Annotated in this window: 14 protein-coding genes; 10 read left to right on the top strand and 4 right to left on the bottom strand. The window is 66.1% G+C overall.

Annotated features, from left to right (window positions below; translation table 11 throughout):
* The 4 genes from OKA11_RS00005 to OKA11_RS00020 form a co-directional block, all read left to right on the top strand.
* The coding region (locus OKA11_RS00005) for an MFS transporter (protein WP_267218167.1) at nucleotides 1–818 on the top strand (818 nt) is incomplete at its 5' end.
* A gap of 3 nt (nucleotides 819–821) precedes the next feature.
* The gene (locus OKA11_RS00010) at nucleotides 822–2,201 is read left to right on the top strand and encodes a family 43 glycosylhydrolase (RefSeq protein WP_267218168.1); all 1,380 of its coding nucleotides are present in this window, start codon (nucleotides 822–824) and stop codon (nucleotides 2,199–2,201) included.
* Nucleotides 2,198–5,428: a glycoside hydrolase family 2 TIM barrel-domain containing protein gene (locus OKA11_RS00015; RefSeq protein ID WP_323748292.1), complete on the top strand. Its 3,231-nt coding sequence runs from the start codon at nucleotides 2,198–2,200 to the stop codon at nucleotides 5,426–5,428. Before OKA11_RS00010 ends, OKA11_RS00015 begins: the two co-directional genes overlap by 4 nt.
* Nucleotides 5,425–6,333, top strand: coding sequence for an ROK family protein (locus OKA11_RS00020; RefSeq protein WP_267218169.1), 909 nt, complete (start codon nucleotides 5,425–5,427; stop codon nucleotides 6,331–6,333). The genes OKA11_RS00015 and OKA11_RS00020 overlap by 4 nt, the downstream gene beginning before the upstream one ends.
* A 12-nt stretch (nucleotides 6,334–6,345) precedes the next feature.
* On the opposite strand, the gene OKA11_RS00025 is transcribed toward OKA11_RS00020, so the two are convergent.
* The 3 genes from OKA11_RS00025 to OKA11_RS00035 all read right to left on the bottom strand — a co-directional run bounded on the left by OKA11_RS00025 (nucleotide 6,346) and on the right by OKA11_RS00035 (nucleotide 10,371).
* Nucleotides 6,346–7,407 (bottom strand): aromatic ring-hydroxylating oxygenase subunit alpha, encoded by a 1,062-nt coding sequence (locus OKA11_RS00025; protein WP_267218170.1) that lies wholly within the window; start codon nucleotides 7,405–7,407, stop codon nucleotides 6,346–6,348.
* A gap of 112 nt (nucleotides 7,408–7,519) precedes the next feature.
* Nucleotides 7,520–8,701 (bottom strand): beta-ketothiolase BktB, encoded by a 1,182-nt coding sequence (gene bktB, locus OKA11_RS00030; protein ID WP_267218171.1) that lies wholly within the window; start codon nucleotides 8,699–8,701, stop codon nucleotides 7,520–7,522.
* A 17-nt stretch (nucleotides 8,702–8,718) separates the two neighbouring features.
* Nucleotides 8,719–10,371, bottom strand: a complete 1,653-nt coding sequence (locus OKA11_RS00035; RefSeq protein ID WP_267218172.1) for a long-chain fatty acid--CoA ligase — start codon at nucleotides 10,369–10,371, stop codon at nucleotides 8,719–8,721.
* A gap of 296 nt (nucleotides 10,372–10,667) precedes the next feature.
* On the opposite strand from OKA11_RS00035, the gene OKA11_RS00040 reads away from it, so the two are divergent.
* The 6 genes from OKA11_RS00040 (at nucleotide 10,668) to OKA11_RS00065 (ending at nucleotide 17,298) form a co-directional block, all read left to right on the top strand.
* Nucleotides 10,668–11,450 carry an IclR family transcriptional regulator gene (locus OKA11_RS00040; protein WP_267218173.1) on the top strand — a complete coding sequence of 261 codons (783 nt, stop codon included), beginning with the start codon at nucleotides 10,668–10,670 and terminating at the stop codon, nucleotides 11,448–11,450.
* Nucleotides 11,451–11,550: 100 nt separating this feature from the next.
* Nucleotides 11,551–12,303 carry a carboxymuconolactone decarboxylase family protein gene (locus tag OKA11_RS00045; RefSeq protein ID WP_267218174.1) on the top strand — a complete coding sequence of 251 codons (753 nt, stop codon included), beginning with the start codon at nucleotides 11,551–11,553 and terminating at the stop codon, nucleotides 12,301–12,303.
* Complete coding sequence (locus OKA11_RS00050; RefSeq protein WP_267218175.1) at nucleotides 12,303–13,175, top strand: SMP-30/gluconolactonase/LRE family protein; 873 nt, start codon at nucleotides 12,303–12,305, stop codon at nucleotides 13,173–13,175. The genes OKA11_RS00045 and OKA11_RS00050 overlap by 1 nt, the downstream gene beginning before the upstream one ends.
* Nucleotides 13,176–13,241: 66 nt before the next feature.
* Nucleotides 13,242–14,417, top strand: a complete 1,176-nt coding sequence (locus OKA11_RS00055) for an acyl-CoA dehydrogenase family protein (protein ID WP_267218176.1) — start codon at nucleotides 13,242–13,244, stop codon at nucleotides 14,415–14,417.
* A 7-nt stretch (nucleotides 14,418–14,424) separates the two neighbouring features.
* Nucleotides 14,425–15,543 carry an acyl-CoA dehydrogenase family protein gene (locus OKA11_RS00060; RefSeq protein ID WP_267218177.1) on the top strand — a complete coding sequence of 373 codons (1,119 nt, stop codon included), beginning with the start codon at nucleotides 14,425–14,427 and terminating at the stop codon, nucleotides 15,541–15,543.
* A gap of 111 nt (nucleotides 15,544–15,654) precedes the next feature.
* The gene (locus tag OKA11_RS00065) at nucleotides 15,655–17,298 is read left to right on the top strand and encodes a flavin-containing monooxygenase (RefSeq protein ID WP_267218178.1); all 1,644 of its coding nucleotides are present in this window, start codon (nucleotides 15,655–15,657) and stop codon (nucleotides 17,296–17,298) included.
* Between the two features lie 106 nt (nucleotides 17,299–17,404).
* Here OKA11_RS00065 and OKA11_RS00070 read toward each other — a convergent pair whose 3' ends face one another.
* Entirely contained in the window at nucleotides 17,405–17,986 is a 582-nt protein-coding gene (locus tag OKA11_RS00070; RefSeq protein ID WP_267218179.1) for an outer membrane protein, read from the bottom strand.
* Between the last annotated feature and the right edge of the window lie 173 nt (nucleotides 17,987–18,159).

The following is an 18,159-nucleotide window of genomic DNA, read 5'->3' on the forward strand; positions in this document are numbered from 1 at the left end:
ACTGGCACGTGAAGTTCGGCATCACGGCGCTTCCCGCGCTCGTGCTCCTGGTCATGATGCGCACCATCCCAGACAGCCCGCGCTGGCTTTTCGCCAAGGGGCGCGAGGCGGAGGCCGCCGCCGTGCTCGCCAAGCTGGGTAATGCCGATGTCGCGGGTGAAATCACCGTCTGGCGCCGTGCGGAAGAGCAGGCGCACGCCCCGCGCCTCAGCTGGAAGCGGCACCACCGCCCGATGCTGCTGGCCATCGCCATTGCCGCATTCAACCAGCTCTCCGGCATCAACGCAGTCCTCTATTACCTCAACGACATCTTTGCGGCGGCCGGTTTCACGGGCGTCTCGGCGGACCGCCAGGCCATCGTCATCGGCGCGTGCAACCTGCTATTCACCGCACTGGCGCTCACCGTGATCGACCGGATCGGGCGCAAGACCCTGCTGCTGATCGGCTCGGTCGGTCTTACCGCCGCGCTGGCGGGCGTTGCCGTGATCTTCGGCGGCGGGGCGCCGCAGAGCTGGTTGCTTTATCTTCTGATCGGCTTCATCGCGTTCTTCGCCTTCTCGCAAGGGGCGGTGATCTGGGTCTATATTAGCGAAATCTTCCCGACCGACGTGCGTGCACGCGGGCAGAGCCTGGGTTCCTCGGTTCACTGGTTCATGGATGCGGTGATTGCTTTCGGCTTCCCGCTGATGGCTGCGCATGCCCGCGCCCTGCCGTTCTGGCTTTTCGCTGGGATGATGGCATTGCAGTTCGTGGCCGTGCTGGTGTTCTTCCCCGAGACCAAGCGCCGCTCGCTCGAAGCCATCGGCGAGGCCATGTAAGAGATGATCCGTCTTGCAGCGGCACTTTGCCTTACGGGGGCGGCACTCCTTGGCGGCGTCGTTCCTGCCGGGGCAGCGCAAAAGGAAACGGCGGCGCTCGATCCGGGCGCGCGCAATCCGGTTCTGCCCGGCTACTTCGCCGATCCTTCGATCGGGCATTACGAGGGCGAGTGGTTCGTTTTTGCCACTGAGGATCCCTGGGGCGGCGACCGGCTGGGTCTCTGGCGTTCGCGCAATTTTCGCGACTGGACGTTCTCGGAACCGAACTGGCCGACCAAGCTGGCGGCCAGCAGTGCCACTTCCAACAAGAGCAAGGTCTGGGCGCCTTCGGTCGTGCGCGGGCGCGACGGGCGGTTCTGGATGTACGTCTCGGTCGGCAGCGAGGTTTGGGTGGGCGTGGCGGATCATCCGGCCGGGCCATGGCGCGACGCCAATGGTGGCCGTCCGCTGATCCCCGGCAATTACCGGCCCGGCTTCCACATGATCGATGCCGAAGCGTTCATCGACGATGACGGCACCGCCTACCTCTATTGGGGGGCCGGGCTCAACTGGGTGAATGGGCGTTGCTTCGTGGTTCGCCTCAAGCCCGACATGGTGACCTTCGACGGCGAGCCGCAGGACGTGACCCCGACGCACTATTTTGAAGGCCCGTTCCTGTTCAAGCGCGGCGGGCGCTATTTCCTGACCTATAGCTGGGGCAATACCACCAAGGACACCTATCAGGTGCGCTACGCGGTCGGCTCCTCTCCGCTGGGGCCGTTCACCGAGCCGGAGGATACGCCGATCCTCGCGACCGATGCGGCGCGCAGCGTGATCAGCCCAGGTCACCATGCGGTGTTCGCAGCGGGAGGGCAGGACTTCATCCTCTACCACCGGCAGGCACTGCCGTTCCCTTCGGCGGACGGCAAGGTACGGCGCCAGGTCGCGGTAGACCGGCTGGTGGTCGAGGGAGACCGTCTGCGGGTGGTCCGCCCAACGCATGACGGACCGGACATTCCAGGCACCGCAACGCGCCGCCGTGCCGGGCAGCCTGTCCGGCTAAGCGCGTCCGCCGTGCTGGATGCGGCCCATGCCGCTGCCTTGGCGGGCGATGACAATTACGCCACCGGTTGGGCCTCTCCAGCGCAGGGCAGCGCATGGCTTCAGGCCGATGCCGGGCGCAGGCGCCGGATGGGCGCGAGCGAACTGCGCGTGGCCGATCCGCTCACGCCGATTTCGTTGCGGCTGCTTGCATCGGATGATGGCAGGCAGTGGCGCACGGTGGGGGAAATGAAGGACCTGTCCGGCTCTCCTATCCTGCTGCCGTCGCCAGGACCCGCCCGTTACTTGCGGATCGCCTTTGATGGTCCCGCCGCTATCCTTGAATGGAGTTTCCCCCGATGATGCCGCCGAGACATTTCCTGCTGGCAAGCGTAGGCCTTGCGATCGGCGTCACTCCGTCCGCCTTTGCCGCCGCGCCGGTGCCGAAGCCGATTCAGCCACAAGTATCCGCCGAGCGGCCGGATTGGGAAAATCCGGCGGTCTTTGCCAAGGGTAAGCTGCCCGCGCGCGCCACCGGTTTCCCGTTCGAGGACCGTGAACGGGCCATCGCCAATGATCCGGTGCGTTCGCAGCGCTTCCTCTCGCTGGACGGGACGTGGAAGTTCAATTTCACCCCCGATGCCGACAAGGCGCCGGAAGGGTTCTTCCGTTCCGATTATGATGTGTCGGGATGGAAGCCGATCCAGGTTCCAGCAGACTGGCAGACGCAGGGCTTCGATCGCCCGCTCTATAACAACGTCCGGTATCCGTTCCCGCCCAATCGCCCGCTGATCCCGCACGATGCCAATCCGGTGGGGTCCTATCGCCGCGATTTCGAGCTGCCGGCGGACTGGAAGGGCAGCGACGTCATCCTGCATATCGGCGCGGCCGGCTCGGCCTACCGGGTCTGGGTGAACGGGCAGGAAGTGGGCTATAGCGAGGATTCCAAGCTCCCCTCGGAATTCGATCTGACTCGCCTGGTGAAGCCCGGGCCCAACTCGGTATCGATCCGGGTCTGGCGCTGGTCGGATGGGTCCTATCTGGAGGATCAGGATTTCTGGCGCGTTTCGGGCATCGAGCGTTCGGTTTACCTCATCGCCGCGCCGCGCGCGCGGGTGGACGATGTCTTCGCGCGCGCCGGTCTCGCCAACGACTACCGCGATGGCACGCTCGACCTGACGCTCAAGACTACGCCTGCCGCGCGCGGTCTGACCGTGCGGGCGACGGTGCTGGCCGGTGACAAGCCGCTGCTCACCCGCAGCGCGAAAGTCGTTGGCGGCGAGGTTGCCTTGAACGGCACGATCTCCGGCGTGCGTCCGTGGACGGCGGAAACGCCCGATCTCTATACGCTGCTGGTCGAACTGGTCGATCGCAACGGCGGGACCGTACAGGCGACCGCGCGGCGCATCGGCTTCCGCACGGTGGCGATCACAAACGGCCTCGTTACGGTCAACGGCAAGCCGATCACCATTCGCGGCGTCAATCGGCACGAACATGACCCGGAGCACTTCCACGTGATCTCCGAGCAATCGATGCGCCGCGATATTGAACTGATGAAGCGCAACAACGTCAACGCGCTGCGCACTTCGCATTATCCCAACGATGAGCGGCTTTACGACCTGGCCGACGAATACGGCCTCTACGTCATGGACGAGGCCAACATCGAGAGCCACGAATACCTCTCCGCCGCCAACCGCGCCAAGGACAATGCCACCTATCTGCTCGGCTACGATCCCGCCTGGGAAGCCGCGCATGTCAGCCGCGTCACCAACATGGTCGAGCGGGACAAGAACCATGCCTCGGTGATCTTCTGGTCGCTCGGCAACGAGACGGGCGTTGGCCCCACCTTCGAGAAGGCCGCCGCCGCGGCCCGTGCACTGGATCCCACGCGCCTGATCTCGTTCCTCGGCCACTCACAGATCAGCGACCACCGCCCGAACGCCTACGTCGACATCTATGCACCGATGTACGACACCATCGAGCAGATGGTCGATTATGCCGCGCATCCCGAGACATATCCGCAGCCGATGATCCAATGCGAATATGCCCATATGCAGGGCAATTCGGGCGGCAATTTCAAGGAGATCTGGGACACTATCCACGCCCATGAGAACCGTCTGCAGGGCGGCTTCATCTGGGATTGGGTGGACCAGTCGATCTACCGCTATACCGCCGATGGGCGCCGCTATTGGGGAGACGGCAGTTCGTTCGGACCCAATCCGCGCGGCGAGATCGAGTTCGGCGACGGCCTCAACCAGTCCGATCGCACGCCGAACCCGCAGCTTTTCGAAGTGCAGAAGGTCTATTCGCCGATCCAGTTTACCGCGCTCGATGCTGCAGCAGGGCGGATCGAAGTGCTCAATCGCCACGATTTCCGCGACCTGTCTGGCTTCGCTTTCGATTGGGAACTGGACGAGGACGGCGTGGCCATCGCCCATGGCGCTCTGTCCGCGTTCGCCACCCCGGCGCGGGGCAAGCAGGCCTTTGCGGTGCCGCTGCCCGCGTTCGCGCGCAAGCCTGGTTCGGAATACATGCTGACCGTGCGGGCTACGGCCAAGGAAGGGGCGGTGCCGCTGGTAAAGGCGGGAGCGGTGGTCGGTTGGGAGCAGTTCTCGCTCGGCTCCAGCCCGGCGCCCGACGCGGCGCGGCCGATCAAGGTCGCGCTGGCACAGGATGCGGGGAGCTATCGCCTTTCCGCAGGCGGTGCGACGCTGACGGTGGACCGCAGGACCGGGCTCGTCACCAGCTATGCCGCCGGCGGCAAGGCACTGGTGACGGGGGCTGCGCCATCCTTCACCCGTGCCTTGACCGACAACGATATCGGCACCCGCCCCGACGGCGCCGATGCGCGTTGGGAAGCGATCGAGGCGGCGCGCAAGGTGACCGCGATCACCGCGGCGCGCACGGCCACCGGCGCGGAAGTGACGGTGCGTTATGCATTCGCCGACGAAACCGGGAAGAACGAGGCCGTCCGCTTCGAGACGCATTACCGCATGGCGGGCGACGGCAGCGTGGAGGTGGAAGGCGCCTTCACGCCGGTCGCCACCGATCTGCCGGATCCACTGCGCATCGGCTTTGCCTTCGCCACGGTCGGCGGCTTCAAGACCGTCGAATGGTATGGACGCGGCCCGCATGAGAGCTACGCCGACCGCAAGACCAGCGCGATGATCGCGCTCTGGCGCGGGGCGATTGCCGACCAGAACCACGATTACCAGCGCCCGCAGGAAACCGGCAGCAAGACCGATGTGCGCTGGATGCAGCTCTCACCGGAGCAAGGGACATCCTTGCGGATCGCCGGGGACCGGCCGCTGACGATGAACGCGCTTGCCTTCCCTTATGCAGATCTCTCCCGCCGCGCGCCGGGCACACGCAGGAGCACCGACATCGTGCCGCAGGAGACCGGCTCGCTGATGGTCGATGCGATCCAGTCCGGCGTGGGCGGTGACACGACTTGGAACGAGGTAGGGCGGCCGCTGCTGCAATACCGTGTCCCGGTTGCTCCGCTGCGTTTCACTTTCCGCCTCACGCCGGTCGTGGATGCCCTTGAAAATGACGGCGCCCGCGCCGCGCAGGCCACGGTGGTCCAGTGAGCGCGCCCGCACCCCCTATGTTCGCCGCGATCGAGGCAGGCGGCACCAAATTTGTCTGTGGTATCGGAACCGGCAAGGGTTCGCTTCGCACGGTGACGATCCCGACCCGCGATCCCGAGGCCACGCTGGCGGACGTCGAGGCATTTGTGGATAGGGCTATCGATGAACTGGGCCCGCTTGCGGCCATCGGTCTCGGCTCGTTCGGACCGCTCGATCTCGACCCTGTTTCACCGCGTTACGGGCAAATTCTCGCCACTCCCAAGGCGGGCTGGCAAGGCACCGACATGCCGGAGCGTCTGGGGAGGCGCTACGGCGTTCCGGTGGGCATCGACACCGACGTGAATGCCGCTGCCCTTGCCGAGATGCGCATCCACGGCGTCGACAGTCTGGCCTATGTCACGGTCGGGACCGGGATCGGTGCGGGTATCGTGGTCCAGGGCAATAGCGTGCGCGGCCTGGGGCATCCGGAATGCGGGCATATCGCCGTGCGGCGCCACCCCGCCCACGCCGGGTTCGCGGGGGTATGCCCCTATCACGGAGACTGCCTCGAAGGCCTGGCGAGTGGCCCGGCCTTGCACGCCGCCTGGGGGATGACCGCGCGCGAGATTCCCGAAGACCATCCCGCCTGGGAGGCTCAGGCCGATTATCTCGCGCAGCTCTGCATGACCCTGATCCTGACGAGTGCGCCGCAGCGGATCGTGCTGGGCGGCGGGGTGATGAGCCAGCCATTCCTGCTTGAACGGGTCCGTGCCGCAACGCTGGCGCGGCTCAATGGCTACTGCGTCCAGTGGGACGCGGCGAAGGCGAACGAGGCACTCCTCCTGCCTCGTTCGCCGGAGCCCTCGGGCCTTGTCGGTTCCTATCTGATCGCCGAAGAGGCCTGGCGGCAATCGAGCAAGGCTTGAGGCAGCACCGCGTCAATATCCGAAGAAGCGCTTGAGGCCGATGGCCTTGAGCGCGCGGCGATAGGTCATCGAGCTCATGTCGGCGGGGATATGCGCTTCGTCGGTGGGATCGAGGGGCAGCCATTCGGGCATCTGCGCCTCGACGATCGCCTTGTCTTCCTCGAAGACCTTGCGGTTGAAATCGTAGACGTCCTGCACCGGCAGGTCGGTGTCGAAATTGCGCGCGATCGGCGCGAAGAGCCGGGTGGTGCGGGCCGAGACCGGCGAGGCCGCGTTCATGATGACGAGGCGGTCCTTGCCCGGGAAATGGATCTCGAGCGTCGCGGTGAAGGGCAGGTGGCAGCGGAAGTGGCGCAGCCAGCGGAAGCCCGGCACGCCGCGTTGGGTCAGGCCGATTGGATAGTTGCCGACGCTGCTCCAGTATTCCGCCTCGAAGCCATGTTCGGTGCGTTTGGTGGTATAGGAAGGCACCTCGGCATTGTCCGGATCGGCGAATGTCTCGTGGTGGACGAAGGCGAAGTGGGCAACGTCGAGGAAGCCTTCGAGTTGGCGGCCCGCGAAGCCCTTGATGTCGATCCACGGGCAGGTGATCTGCTGGAATTCGGCCTCGTCCCAGTGCGGCATGTCGGGGATGGCGCCTGCAGGCGGCACGTCGCTTTCAGCATCGAGGCAGGTCCAGACGAGGCCGTAGCGCTCCACGCTGGGGAACGTGCGCAAGTGCAGGCGGGCGGGAATGTCGCGGGCGGGGTGGGCCGGCACGTGGACGCACTTGCCGCCCCTGCCGAACTTGAGGCCGTGGTAAGGGCAGACGACACCGTCACCCTGCTGGGTGCCCATGCTGAGCGGCACGCCGCGATGCGGGCAGACGTCGGTGGCGACGACGATGTCCTCACCCGCGCGGTAGACCAGGATCGGCTGGTCGAGCAGTTTGGTGCCGACGGGGGCGGTGCCGACTTCGCGAACCAGTGCCACCGGATACCAGTGCCTGGCCAGCACGTACCAGTCATCGGCATCGAAGGTGCAGCCATGTGGGAGTGGGGGCTTGGAAGTGTCGATCTGGGCGGCAGTGGCCATGGTATTCGTCCGGTAGGGGAGTGTTGCGCCCACCCATCGGCGAATTGCCATGACCTATCAAACGCAATGATTTTGACGTCTTGTTGCAAAAATTAGATAGGGTGTGCAGTCCCTACACTTTCTCCCAGATCGCCGCGATGCCCTGCCCGCCGCCGATGCACATGGTGGTGAGGCCGTAACGGCCACCGCTGCGGTGCAGTTCGTGGATCAGCTTGGTGACGATGATCGCCCCCGTCGCGCCCACCGGGTGGCCCAGCGCGATGCCGCTGCCGTTGGGGTTTACCTTGTCCGGATCGAGTCCGAGTTCGGCGGCAACCGCGCAGGCCTGCGCGGCGAAAGCCTCGTTCGCCTCGATCACGTCAAGATCGGCGACGCCGAGGCCGGCGCGGGCCAGCGCAGCGCGGGTCGCGGGGACCGGGCCAATGCCCATGTAGGCCGGTTCCACGCCGGCATGGCCGTAGGAAACCAGCCGGGCGAGCGGCGTCAGGCCATGCTCGCGCACGGCCTCTTCGCTGGCCAGTACGACCGCCGCCGCACCGTCGTTGATGCCCGAGGCATTGCCTGCGGTGACGGTGCCTTCGGTCTTGCGGAACACCGGGCGCAACGTCTCGAAATCGGCGAGGGTCGCGTCGCGGCGCACATATTCGTCCTCTTCGAACCGCCGGGTACCGGAGCGGGTGGTGAGTTCGAAGGGGGCGATCTGCTCGCGGAAGCGGCCCTCGGCGATGGCGCGGGCGGCGCGGGTCTGGCTGGTGAGGGCGAGCGCGTCCTGCATTTCGCGGGTAATGCCGTGGCGCTGCGCTACGTTCTCCGCCGTTACGCCCATCAGGATCTCGTGGAAGGGATCGGTGAGCGCGCCGTTGAGCCCGTCGATCACGGCGCCGTCGCCCATCTTGCGGCCCCAGCGCATGTCGGGGAGGTAGAACGGCGCGCGGCTCATCACTTCGGTGCCGCCGCCCAGCGCCACCGCGCAGTCGCCCAGCATGATCGCCTGCGCGGCCGAGAGGATCGCCTGCAGACCCGATCCGCAGAGGCGGTTGACGGTGAGCGCCGGCGTCTCGACCGGCAGACCGGCGCCCAGCGCGGCGATGCGGCCCACGAAGTGGTCGCGCGGGTGGGTGGTGATGACGTGCCCGAACACGACATGGCCCACCGCCTCGGGCGCTATTCCGGCGCGGGCCACGGCGGCGCGGGCGACATGGGCGCCGAGATCGCCCGGCGTCTGGTCCTTGAGCGCGCCTCCGAAGGCGCCGATGGCAGTGCGCGCCGCGGCGACGGCATAGATGGTGGTCATGATCGAAAGCCTTGAGGTCAGTGTGCGGGATCGAGGTGGTGGCGGTATTGCTGGCGCAGATCGGCCTTCACGACTTTGCCCGAGCCGGTGTGTGGCAGTTCGTCGACAATCACGATGTCGTCGGGCAACCACCAGCGCGCGACATGGCTCTCAAGGTGGCGCAGCATCTCGTCGCGGCCCACGTCCGCATCCGGATGGCATACCAGCAACAGCAGCGGCCGTTCCTGCCAGCGCGGATGCGGTACGCCGATCACCGCAGCTTCCTTGACCGCCGGGTGGGCGACGGCGGCATTCTCCAGGTCTATGGAGGAAATCCACTCGCCGCCGGACTTGATCACGTCCTTGGCGCGGTCGGTGATCTGGATGAAGCCGTCGGCATCGATGCGGGCGATATCGCCGCTGTCAAACCAGCCCTGCTCGTTAAGCGCCGAACCGGGCTGCCTGCCGAAATAGGCGCTTGCGACCCAGTGCCCGCGCACCACCAGCGCGCCCACGGCATCGGCGCCGGGGCCGGTGACGTTACCTTCGGCATCGGCCACGCCGACTTCACAGCCGTAGAGGCAGCGCCCGGCCTTGGCGCGCAGGTCGAGTTCCTCGTCCCAGGGCTGGCCATGGTGGCGCCCCATCGGGCGGGTGACGGCGACGACCGGGCTGGTCTCGGTCATGCCCCAGGCCTGCATCGTCTCGACGCCGAGGGTGTCGCGGAAGCGCTGCACGAGCGCGCGCGGGGTGGCGGCGCCGCCCATGAACACGCGCTCCAGCCGAAGCTCCGCGCGTTCCTCGGCGTTGGTCGTGCGCTCGATATGGTCGAGCACGGCGAACCACACCGTCGGCACGCCGAGCGAGAAAGTGATCGCCTCGTCCCGCAGCAGTGTGTGGAGCGAGGCGCCGTCGAGCTGCGATCCGGGCAGCACCAGTTTCGCTCCGCACATCGCCGCGCCATAAGGCACGCCCCAGGAATTGACGTGGAACATCGGCGGCAGCAGCAGTGCGTTGTCGCGTGCGCTAAGTGCCATCGAATCCGCAGTCAGCAGCGAGAAGGCGTGCAGCACCGTCGAGCGGTGGCTGTAGAGCACCCCTTTGGGCGCTCCCGTGGTGCCCGATGTGTAGCACAAGCTGGCGGCGGAGCGTTCGTCGAGGTCCGGCCATGAAGCGAGAGGGCGGGAGGCTGCCAGCAGGTCTTCGTAGGCGATCAGATCGGAGAGCGAGGAGGGCGGCAAGTCCTCCCGCGCGCAGAGCACTACCACGGTGACCGGGACGTCGTGGATCGCCAGCACGCCTTCGGCAAGGCTTAGCAGATCGGGGTCGACAAACAGCACCCGTGCCCCGCCGTCGGCGAGGACGTAGCGGATTTGCTCCTCGAACAGACGCGGGTTGAGGGTGTGCAGCACGCGTCCGCTGGCCGGAACGCCATAATAGAGCTCAAGGTGCGGCGTGCGGTTCCAGGCGAGGCTGGCGACCCGTTCGCCCGCCGCCACGCCGAGTGTATCGAGTGCGCTGGCAAGGCGCCGGGCACGGTAGGCGACGCAGGCCCAGGTGGTGCGTTCCAGGGTGCCGTCCGCGCGCCGCGAGACCACTTCGGTGGCGCCGTGGCTGCGCTCGGCATGGTCGATCACGCTGCCGATGGTCAGTGGCAGACACTGCATGAGCCCCATCAACTGGTCGTTCACGCGCCTAGACTCCTGTTCCCGCTGGTTCGGCCCTGTGTGGACCCTTGAACCCCGGAGGTAGAGCGCGCGGGCTTTCCGGCAATCGCGCGGGCAAGCGGTGCGGCCAATATCACAGGCGGAATATGGGCGGGCGCGAGTCTCGTTGCCTGGGGGTTTGCGGGACGCCCGGTTCAGGCGCCCCCGCGCAAATCACATATGTGATAGCGCTTGACGGGCATTCCGTTTTGCGATGATCCAGGTCTACAAACGAATGCATAAAACAAGGTCGCAAGAGCCGGCCGAAAAATGGAGAGGCGATGATGATCCGGCGAACGGTCAAATCGGCGTCACGGACCCTGGAGGTGCTCGAACTCTTTGCCGAGGAGCGCCGGCCCATGCGTCTGCACGAGGTCTACACCCGGCTCGACTACCCTCAGTCGAGCGCGACCAACCTGCTCAAGAGCATGGTTGTGATGGGGTACCTCAACTACAACCGCATGACGCGCACCTATCTGCCGACGATGCGCGTGGGCGCGCTGGGCAACTGGCTGCCGGGCTACGTCTATTCGGACGAGAGCTACCGCTGGCTGGTGGACGAACTGCAGCGCCGCACCGACGAGACGGTCGGGCTCAGCACCCAGAACGACCTCTTTGTCCAGTACATCATCCTCAAGGCGCCCGAGCATGAGTTCAAGGTGCCGCCGCCGGTGGGCACGATGCGCCTGCTGGTCGATTCCGCCGGAGGGCTCGCGCTCATGAGCGAGATGAAGGACCGCGAGATCGACAAGATCTGTCGCTACACCAACTATTACCAGCTGGCCGAGCGTCAGCGCTTCGATCTGGCCGACCTGATGCGCGAGATCCGCTGGGCGCGGCATACCGGCTATGCCTACATGGCCAACAAGCCGACGCCGGACGTCTCCTCGATCTCGATGACGCTGGGCGAGAAGATCCACGGGATCCCGCTCGCGGTCGGAGTCGGCGGGCTGGCGGAGCGGATCTCGAAGGCCCAGTACGACATCATCGAGACGATGAAGGAGTGCATCGCCGAGTTCAAGGCGATCCGCGAGGAGCAGCACTACGCAGAAGCCGCCGAATAGGTTCCGATCACGTTCGTGATATTGGGGCGGGGGCACGTCCGGCCATCGACAACGGCCCCTGCCGGCCGATTTCCTCGCCGCCTTGCAGAGAGGACAAGCGATGAAGTCGGAAGCGGAAATGCAGGCGTTCAAGCGCCGATACATTGAGGCGCGCGGCTACTGGGCGGAGTTCAACGATGGTCTGCTCGAGCATGTGCCCGAATGGCTGGACGCCTACCTCGCCTATTCCTCCACGCCTGCGCGCACGGGGCCGCTCTCGGCGCGGATGCGCGAGCTCATCTACGTCGCGGTCGACGGCTCCACCACCCACCTGTTCCAGGCCGGGCTGGAAATTCACATCCGCATCGCCCTCGAGGCGGGCTGTACACCGGCGGAACTCATCGAAGTGCTCTGTATCGCCACGCTTCAGGGGCTGGACAGCGTGGCCATGGGCATGGACCTGCTGGGCGAGGAACTGGCCCGGCGCGGGCAGGCCCTGACGACATCGGCAAAGGGGGCTCAGGCGCTGAGCCGTCATGAAGCCTTGCGCGGCGCATCGCCGCGATGGCTGGAGGCGATGGGCGCCGTTTCGCCCGAATGGACCGAGGCCCTGGCCGGGGTTTTCGAAACCGCCGACCGGACTTCGGCGCTGACGCGGGCGGAGCGGGCCCTGATCCGGCTCGCGCTGGCGTCCTCGCCCACGCATCTGGCACGGCAGGCAGTGCGTGCGGAAGTGCGCGAGGCTCTGGATGCCGGTGCCAGTCCCGAGGAGATCGCGCAGGTCTTCCAACTGGTTGCCCATCTTGGCCTGCACGCCTGCTCCGAAGGTGTCCCGGCCATCGTCCGGGCGGCGGCGGAGCGGGATCAAGCGTGATGGACATCGCCTTTTTCACCGACCGTCGCAATGATCTTGGCGAAAGTCCGGTATGGGATGCGCGGCGCGGCTGGCTGTGGTGGGTCGACATTCGCCTCAACCGGATCCTGGCCGCCGATGCGCTTGGCGTCGTCCAGCGCGAATGGACATACTCGCAGCCGGTCGGTTCGATCGGCCTGGCAATGGGCGGCAAGGTGCTGGTTGCGGCTTTTGCCGATCACTTCGCCCTGATCGCGGATGACGGCCATGCCCAGCCTATCGTCGCGCCGGATATCGGAGAGGGCGCCATCCGCTTCAACGATGGCAAGGCCGACCGGCAAGGGCGGTTCCTGTCCGGCACCATGCAGCATGGCGGGCAAGCAGAGGCGCTGGCGGGCGTCTGGCGCCTCGAACGCGGCGGCAGCGCGACCAGGCTCGAAACGGGGATGAAGCTGGCGAATTCGATCTGCTTTTCGCCCTGCGGGCACTGGCTCTACCTGTCGGATACGCTGGAGGGTGTGATCCGCCGCTATGCCTACGATCCCGAGACCGGCGCTCTGGGGCCGAGGGAGGCATTCTTCGATTGCAACACGATCGGCGCGGCACCGGACGGGGCAACGGTGGACAGCGAAGGGCGGCTGTGGGCCGCGCTGGTGACGAGGCAGCAGATCGGCTGCATCTCACCCGAGGGGGAACTGCTGCGAACCATCGACCTGCCGGTGCCCTTTCCCGCCTGCCCGGCTTTCGGCGGTGCGGACATGGCGACCCTCTACGTCACCACCATCGCGGATTCGGGCCACAAGTTGAAAAGCGACCACCCCGATGCGGGCCGGATGCTGGCGATCACCGGGCTTGGTGCAAGGGGGATTGCCGAGGCGATCTATCACACTTGAAATTAGCGGGGCGCGGGGCCCCCTCGCACTGGAAAGGAGGCGGGGGGAGCAGGCAGTGACCTGTTCATGGACCTCGAATTCACACCCGCCGAACTGGCCTTCCGCGAAGAGGTACGCGCCTTTTTCGCCGAGAACGTGCCCGCCGAATGGCTCACCCGCGTGCGCGCCGGGCTGCGGCTCGAACCGCAGGAACTGATCGCTTACCAGAAGGCGCTCGCCGCACGAGGCTGGGGCGCGCCGACCTGGCCGGTCGAATATGGCGGGCCGGGCTGGTCTCCTGCGCAGAACTACATCTTCGAAAGCGAATCCGCCCGTGCGGGAGCGCCGATCCAGTTCCATCAGGGCCTCGAACTGATCGGCCCGATCATCTTCACGTACGGTTCGCAGGAACTGAAGGACCGCTACCTGCCCGGCATCATCAATGCCGATGACTGGTGGTGCCAGGGCTATTCCGAACCGGGCGCGGGGTCCGACCTCGCCTCGCTGCGCACCACCGCCGTGCGCGATGGCGACCACTATGTCCTCAATGGCCAGAAGATGTGGACCAGCTACGCGCAGGTCGCCAGCCACATGTTCGTGCTGGCGCGCACCTCGCAGGAGCCCAAGCGCCAGCAGGGCATCTCGCTGCTGCTGGTCGATATGACCACGCCGGGCATCGCGATCCGCAAGATCGAGACGATGGACGAGAAGTACACCACCAACGAAGTCTTCCTCGACGATGTGCGGGTGCCGGTGGGCAACCTCGTCGGCGAGGAAGGGCGCGGCTGGGAATATGGCAAAGTGCTGCTCGACCGCGAGCGCATGGTCTGTTCGGCCACCGCCATCCACCTGCCGCAAGTGCTCGACGGCGTGCGCGAGGCGGCTGCTGCCCGCAAGGTTCGCGGCGTCCCGTTGATCGAGACACCCGCTTTCGCTGCCCAGCTTGCCCAGCTCGAGATCGAGGCGATGGCGCTGGAAACCATGGTGCTGCGCCTGCTCGCCGACCTTGCCTCGGGCGCAGATTCCGGCCCCCGCGGGTCGATGGTGAAGCTGCGCTGGTCCGATCTCTACCAGCGCGCCACCGCGCTGTGGATCGACGCGCACGGCCCGGAGGCAGCGCATTTCCGCGCGCTCGACGGCGAAGGGCCGGCCGACATGCCCTATGCCATGCAGGGCGCTCTCTATTCGCGGGTCACCTCGATCTACGGCGGATCGAGCGAGATCCAGCACAACATCATCGCCCGCCGCGCGCTGGGTCTGTGAGGCTGCCATGAATTTCGAATATTCCGACGAACAGCGCATGCTGGCCGACAGCGCCGACCGGCTCGGCAAGGACCTCTGGCCCTCGAGCGACCGGCTCAAACTGCTGGAGAACTTTGACGGGCTCGCCGCGCAGACCTGGGCGCAGATGGCCGAATTGGGCTGGCTGATGCTGCCGATCGCCGAGGATCATGGCGGGCTTGGCGGATCGCCGGTCGATGTCATGGCGGTGATGGAAGGCATGGGCCGGCATCTGGTCGCGGTGCCTTATGTCGCCAGCGCGGTGCTGGTGCCCGCGCTGCTCGGCAATGGCGGGGATACGGCTGCCGAAGTGCTGGGGGCCATCGGTGAAGGCAGTGCAAAGGCCGCCGCCGGGCTGCTGGAGCCCGATGGCGGCTACGACCTTTCGTGGGTCGGTCTCTCGGCGCAGCGTAGCAGCGGCGGCGAATGGACCCTCAGCGGCGAGAAGCTGCATGTCGAGGACGGCGGCGATGCCGACTGGTTCGTGGTCACCGCCCGCAGCGGCGGCGGGATTTCGGATGCTGAAGGCGTCAGCCTGTTTCTCGTGCGCGCCGATGCGCCGGGGCTCTCGGTCCGGCGGTTTCGCGCCATCGACCAGCACCGCCATGCGCGTCTCGGGTTCAGCGGCGTGACCGCGATTCTGATCGGCGAGGCCGACGACGCGCTGGCGGACGTGGAACTCGCGGTCGACAAGGCGATCTGCGCGCATCTGGCCGAAGCGGTGGGATCGATGGACGCGGCGCTTTCCGGCACGCTGGAATACTTGCGCACGCGCAAGCAGTTCGGCGTGGCGATCGGCAGTTTCCAGTCCTTGCAGCACCGCGCGGTCGATATGGCGATCGCGCTCGAAGAGGCGCGCTCGCTGTCCTACCGCGCGACGCTGAGCCTTGGCCTGCCGGCACCGGAACGCCGCCGTGTGGTGTCCGCGTCCAAGGCGCGGGTGGGACAATGCGGGCTCTATGTGGGGCGGCAGGCGGTGCAGCTGCACGGCGGGGTCGGTTTCTCGGACGAACTGATCATCAGCCATCACCTCAAGCGGCAGATGATGCTCGAAAGTGCCTACGGCTCTGCCGAACATCACCTCGCCCGCTTCGTCGCGGCGGCGTGAGGCGCACTGCACGGATGTGATTTTGGGTCCGCGAGACCCCAAACCTTCGGCCTCCGGCAAAGTGCTGCGGCATGATCGGCGGATCGGGGTTTCCCAGGAGAGATGGGCGAAATGGTTGAAAATACGAATGGAAACGTCGACGCCACTTACGATGCGATCGTCGTGGGCGCTGGTATCGGCGGCCTCTACGCGGTCTACAAGCTGCGCGAGATGGGGCTGTCGGTGCTGGGCATCGAGGCGGGGGACAACGTCGGCGGGGTCTGGTACTGGAACCGCTATCCGGGCGCGCGCTGCGACCTGCTGACCATCGATTATTGTTACACGTTCTCGCCCGAAGTCGATGCCGAATGGTCGTGGTCCGAGCAGTTCGCGGCGCAGCCGGAAATCCTCGAATACATCAACTTCGTCGCAGACCGCCACGAACTGCGTAAGGATTACCTGTTCGAAACCCGCGTCGAACGCGCCGCCTATGACGAGGCGCGGCAGCTCTGGTCATTCCGCACCAGCACCGGCAAGACGTTCGAGGCGACGTATGCGGTGATGGCGACGGGCCCGCTCTCGGTGCCCAAGAAGCCGGACTTCGAGGATTTCGAAAGCTTCAAGGGCGAGCTTTATTACTCCGGCCGCTGGCCCAAGGAGCCGGTGAGCTACGAAGGCAAGCGCGTGGGCGTGGTCGGCGTCGGCTCCACCGGCATCCAGATCATCCCGGTGGTGGCGCAGGAAGCGCAGGAACTGACGGTGTTCCAGCGCACGCCCAGCTTCACCATGCCGATGCGCAACCACAAGCACAGCGCCGAATATACCGCCGAGATCAAGCGCAACCTCGCCGCGATGCGGGCAGGCGCGCGCAACAGCCCGCTCGGCGGTGTCCGCCCGGCGACCACGCGTCCCTACTTCAGCCTGCCGCCTGAACAGCGCGTGGCGATCATGGAATCGGCCTGGCAGAACGGCGGCCACACTTTCCTCGGCTCGTTTGCCGATCTCATGCAGAACGAGGAGGCCAACGAGCAGGTCGCCGAATTCGTGCGCGGCAAGATCAGCGAAGTGGTGAAGGATCCCGAGACCGCCGAGACGCTGAAGCCGCGCGGCTATCCGATCTTCGCGCGCCGTGCCTGCCTCGATACCAACTATTACGAGACCTACAACGAGCCGCACGTCAGCCTTGTCGACTGTTTCAAGGAGCCGATCGTCGGGCTGACAGAAAAGGGCGTGCGCACGGCTACGCGCGAGATCGAACTGGACATGCTGATCCTCGCGACCGGATACGACGGCCTGACCGGCGCGCTGATGGCCTTCGACGTCGTGGGCCGCGGCGGCAAGACGATCAATCAGGAGTGGAAGGACGGCGCCCATTCCTACCTCGGCCTGATGATGAAGGACTTTCCCAACCTGTTCATGATCTGCGGCCCCAACGGCCCTTCGGCGCTGGCGAACATCTTCACCATCAACGAGCAGAACGTGAACTGGCTGGCGCAGGCGATCGACCACATGCGCGGCAGCGGGCTGACGGCGATGGAACCCACCGGCGAGGCCGAGCAGGAGTGGATGGACCTGGTCCACGACCTCTCGCTCAATACGCTCGTGAGCAAGGCGAAGACCTGGTACACCGGCGCCAACGTGGCGGGCAAGGCGCGGGGCCTGACGATGTATACCGGCGGCTTCAAGGCTTACCGCGAAGCCTGCCAGGATGCCGCCGACGACAACTGGCGCGGCCTCGTCTTCGAGAAGGCGGGGGTGCGCGAGGCGGTGGACTGATCGGGACGCTCGGCGTCCGCGGTTCAATGCGGCGCCCCCGTTCTCAGCGAAATGCAGGAAGGCCGAAGCGCGGGGATCGCGCTTCGGCCTTTTGCCTGTTCAATCCTCAGAAGTGGTAGGCAACGCCGACCAGGGCCTGGTGACGGTCGAAGCCGTTGCCGTTGCTGCCGAGGTCCGAATAGCGGTATTCGATCCGCGCGGTGACGTTGTCGAGGATCGCGCGCTCGACGCCGCCGCCCACGCTCCAGCCATCGAAGGTGTCATGACCCTGCACGACCCCGTCCGAAACGCGGGCACGCAGGTTCTCGTAGCCGCCGCGCACGTAGAGCATGGTCTTTTGGTCGACGAGGTAGCCGGCACGGGCCGAGAGGTCGAACGAGTAGTTGGGGTCAACTACGCCGCCTGCACCGCGCACGCGGTCGCTGGCGCCCAGGTCGAAGCTGCCTTCGGCGCCGATCACGACGTTCGGCGTGATCTTGTAGTTGTAGCCGGCGAAGGCGCCGCCGATGAAGGAATCGCGATTGTCGCGAACATCGAGGTCACCGATGTCGGTATCGGCGCCATGTACGCGGTCATGGTTCCAGCCGGCCTGCACACCGACATAGGGCCCCTGGAACGCATCCGCGAAAGCCGGCGTGACCGAAAACACCGATGCGGCGGCCAGAATCCCTGCGATGAACGTCTTCATTTTTGTTATCCCTGTATTGCTGTCCTCCTGGGACAGCGGCGATATGGTCCTCCAATCGCGCCGGGATAATTCCGAAAATTGTCGACAGACTGTCGCCTCCGGGGAGACAATGGATCTAGGGGAAACGGGACCTTGGGGACCCCCGGGGACGCGGTGCGCGTGCGGGATCAGAC

It is taken from the genome of Novosphingobium clariflavum (assembly GCF_026420865.1).
GTDB classification, from domain to species: Bacteria; Pseudomonadota; Alphaproteobacteria; order Sphingomonadales; family Sphingomonadaceae; genus Novosphingobium; species Novosphingobium clariflavum.

Bases quoted from the DNA above. Each gene is read 5' to 3' on its own strand.
- OKA11_RS00010 (WP_267218168.1), top strand. From the start codon at position 822: ATGATCCGTCTTGCAGCGGCACTTTGCCTTACGGGGGCGGCACTCCTT.
- OKA11_RS00015 (WP_323748292.1), top strand. From the start codon at position 2,198: ATGATGCCGCCGAGACATTTCCTGCTGGCAAGCGTAGGCCTTGCGATC.
- OKA11_RS00025 (WP_267218170.1), bottom strand. From the start codon at position 7,407: ATGGCCACTGCCGCCCAGATCGACACTTCCAAGCCCCCACTCCCACAT.
- bktB (WP_267218171.1), bottom strand. From the start codon at position 8,701: ATGACCACCATCTATGCCGTCGCCGCGGCGCGCACTGCCATCGGCGCC.
- OKA11_RS00040 (WP_267218173.1), top strand. From the start codon at position 10,668: ATGATGATCCGGCGAACGGTCAAATCGGCGTCACGGACCCTGGAGGTG.
- OKA11_RS00045 (WP_267218174.1), top strand. From the start codon at position 11,551: ATGAAGTCGGAAGCGGAAATGCAGGCGTTCAAGCGCCGATACATTGAG.
- OKA11_RS00050 (WP_267218175.1), top strand. From the start codon at position 12,303: ATGGACATCGCCTTTTTCACCGACCGTCGCAATGATCTTGGCGAAAGT.
- OKA11_RS00055 (WP_267218176.1), top strand. From the start codon at position 13,242: ATGGACCTCGAATTCACACCCGCCGAACTGGCCTTCCGCGAAGAGGTA.
- OKA11_RS00060 (WP_267218177.1), top strand. From the start codon at position 14,425: ATGAATTTCGAATATTCCGACGAACAGCGCATGCTGGCCGACAGCGCC.
- OKA11_RS00065 (WP_267218178.1), top strand. From the start codon at position 15,655: ATGGTTGAAAATACGAATGGAAACGTCGACGCCACTTACGATGCGATC.
- OKA11_RS00070 (WP_267218179.1), bottom strand. From the start codon at position 17,986: ATGAAGACGTTCATCGCAGGGATTCTGGCCGCCGCATCGGTGTTTTCG.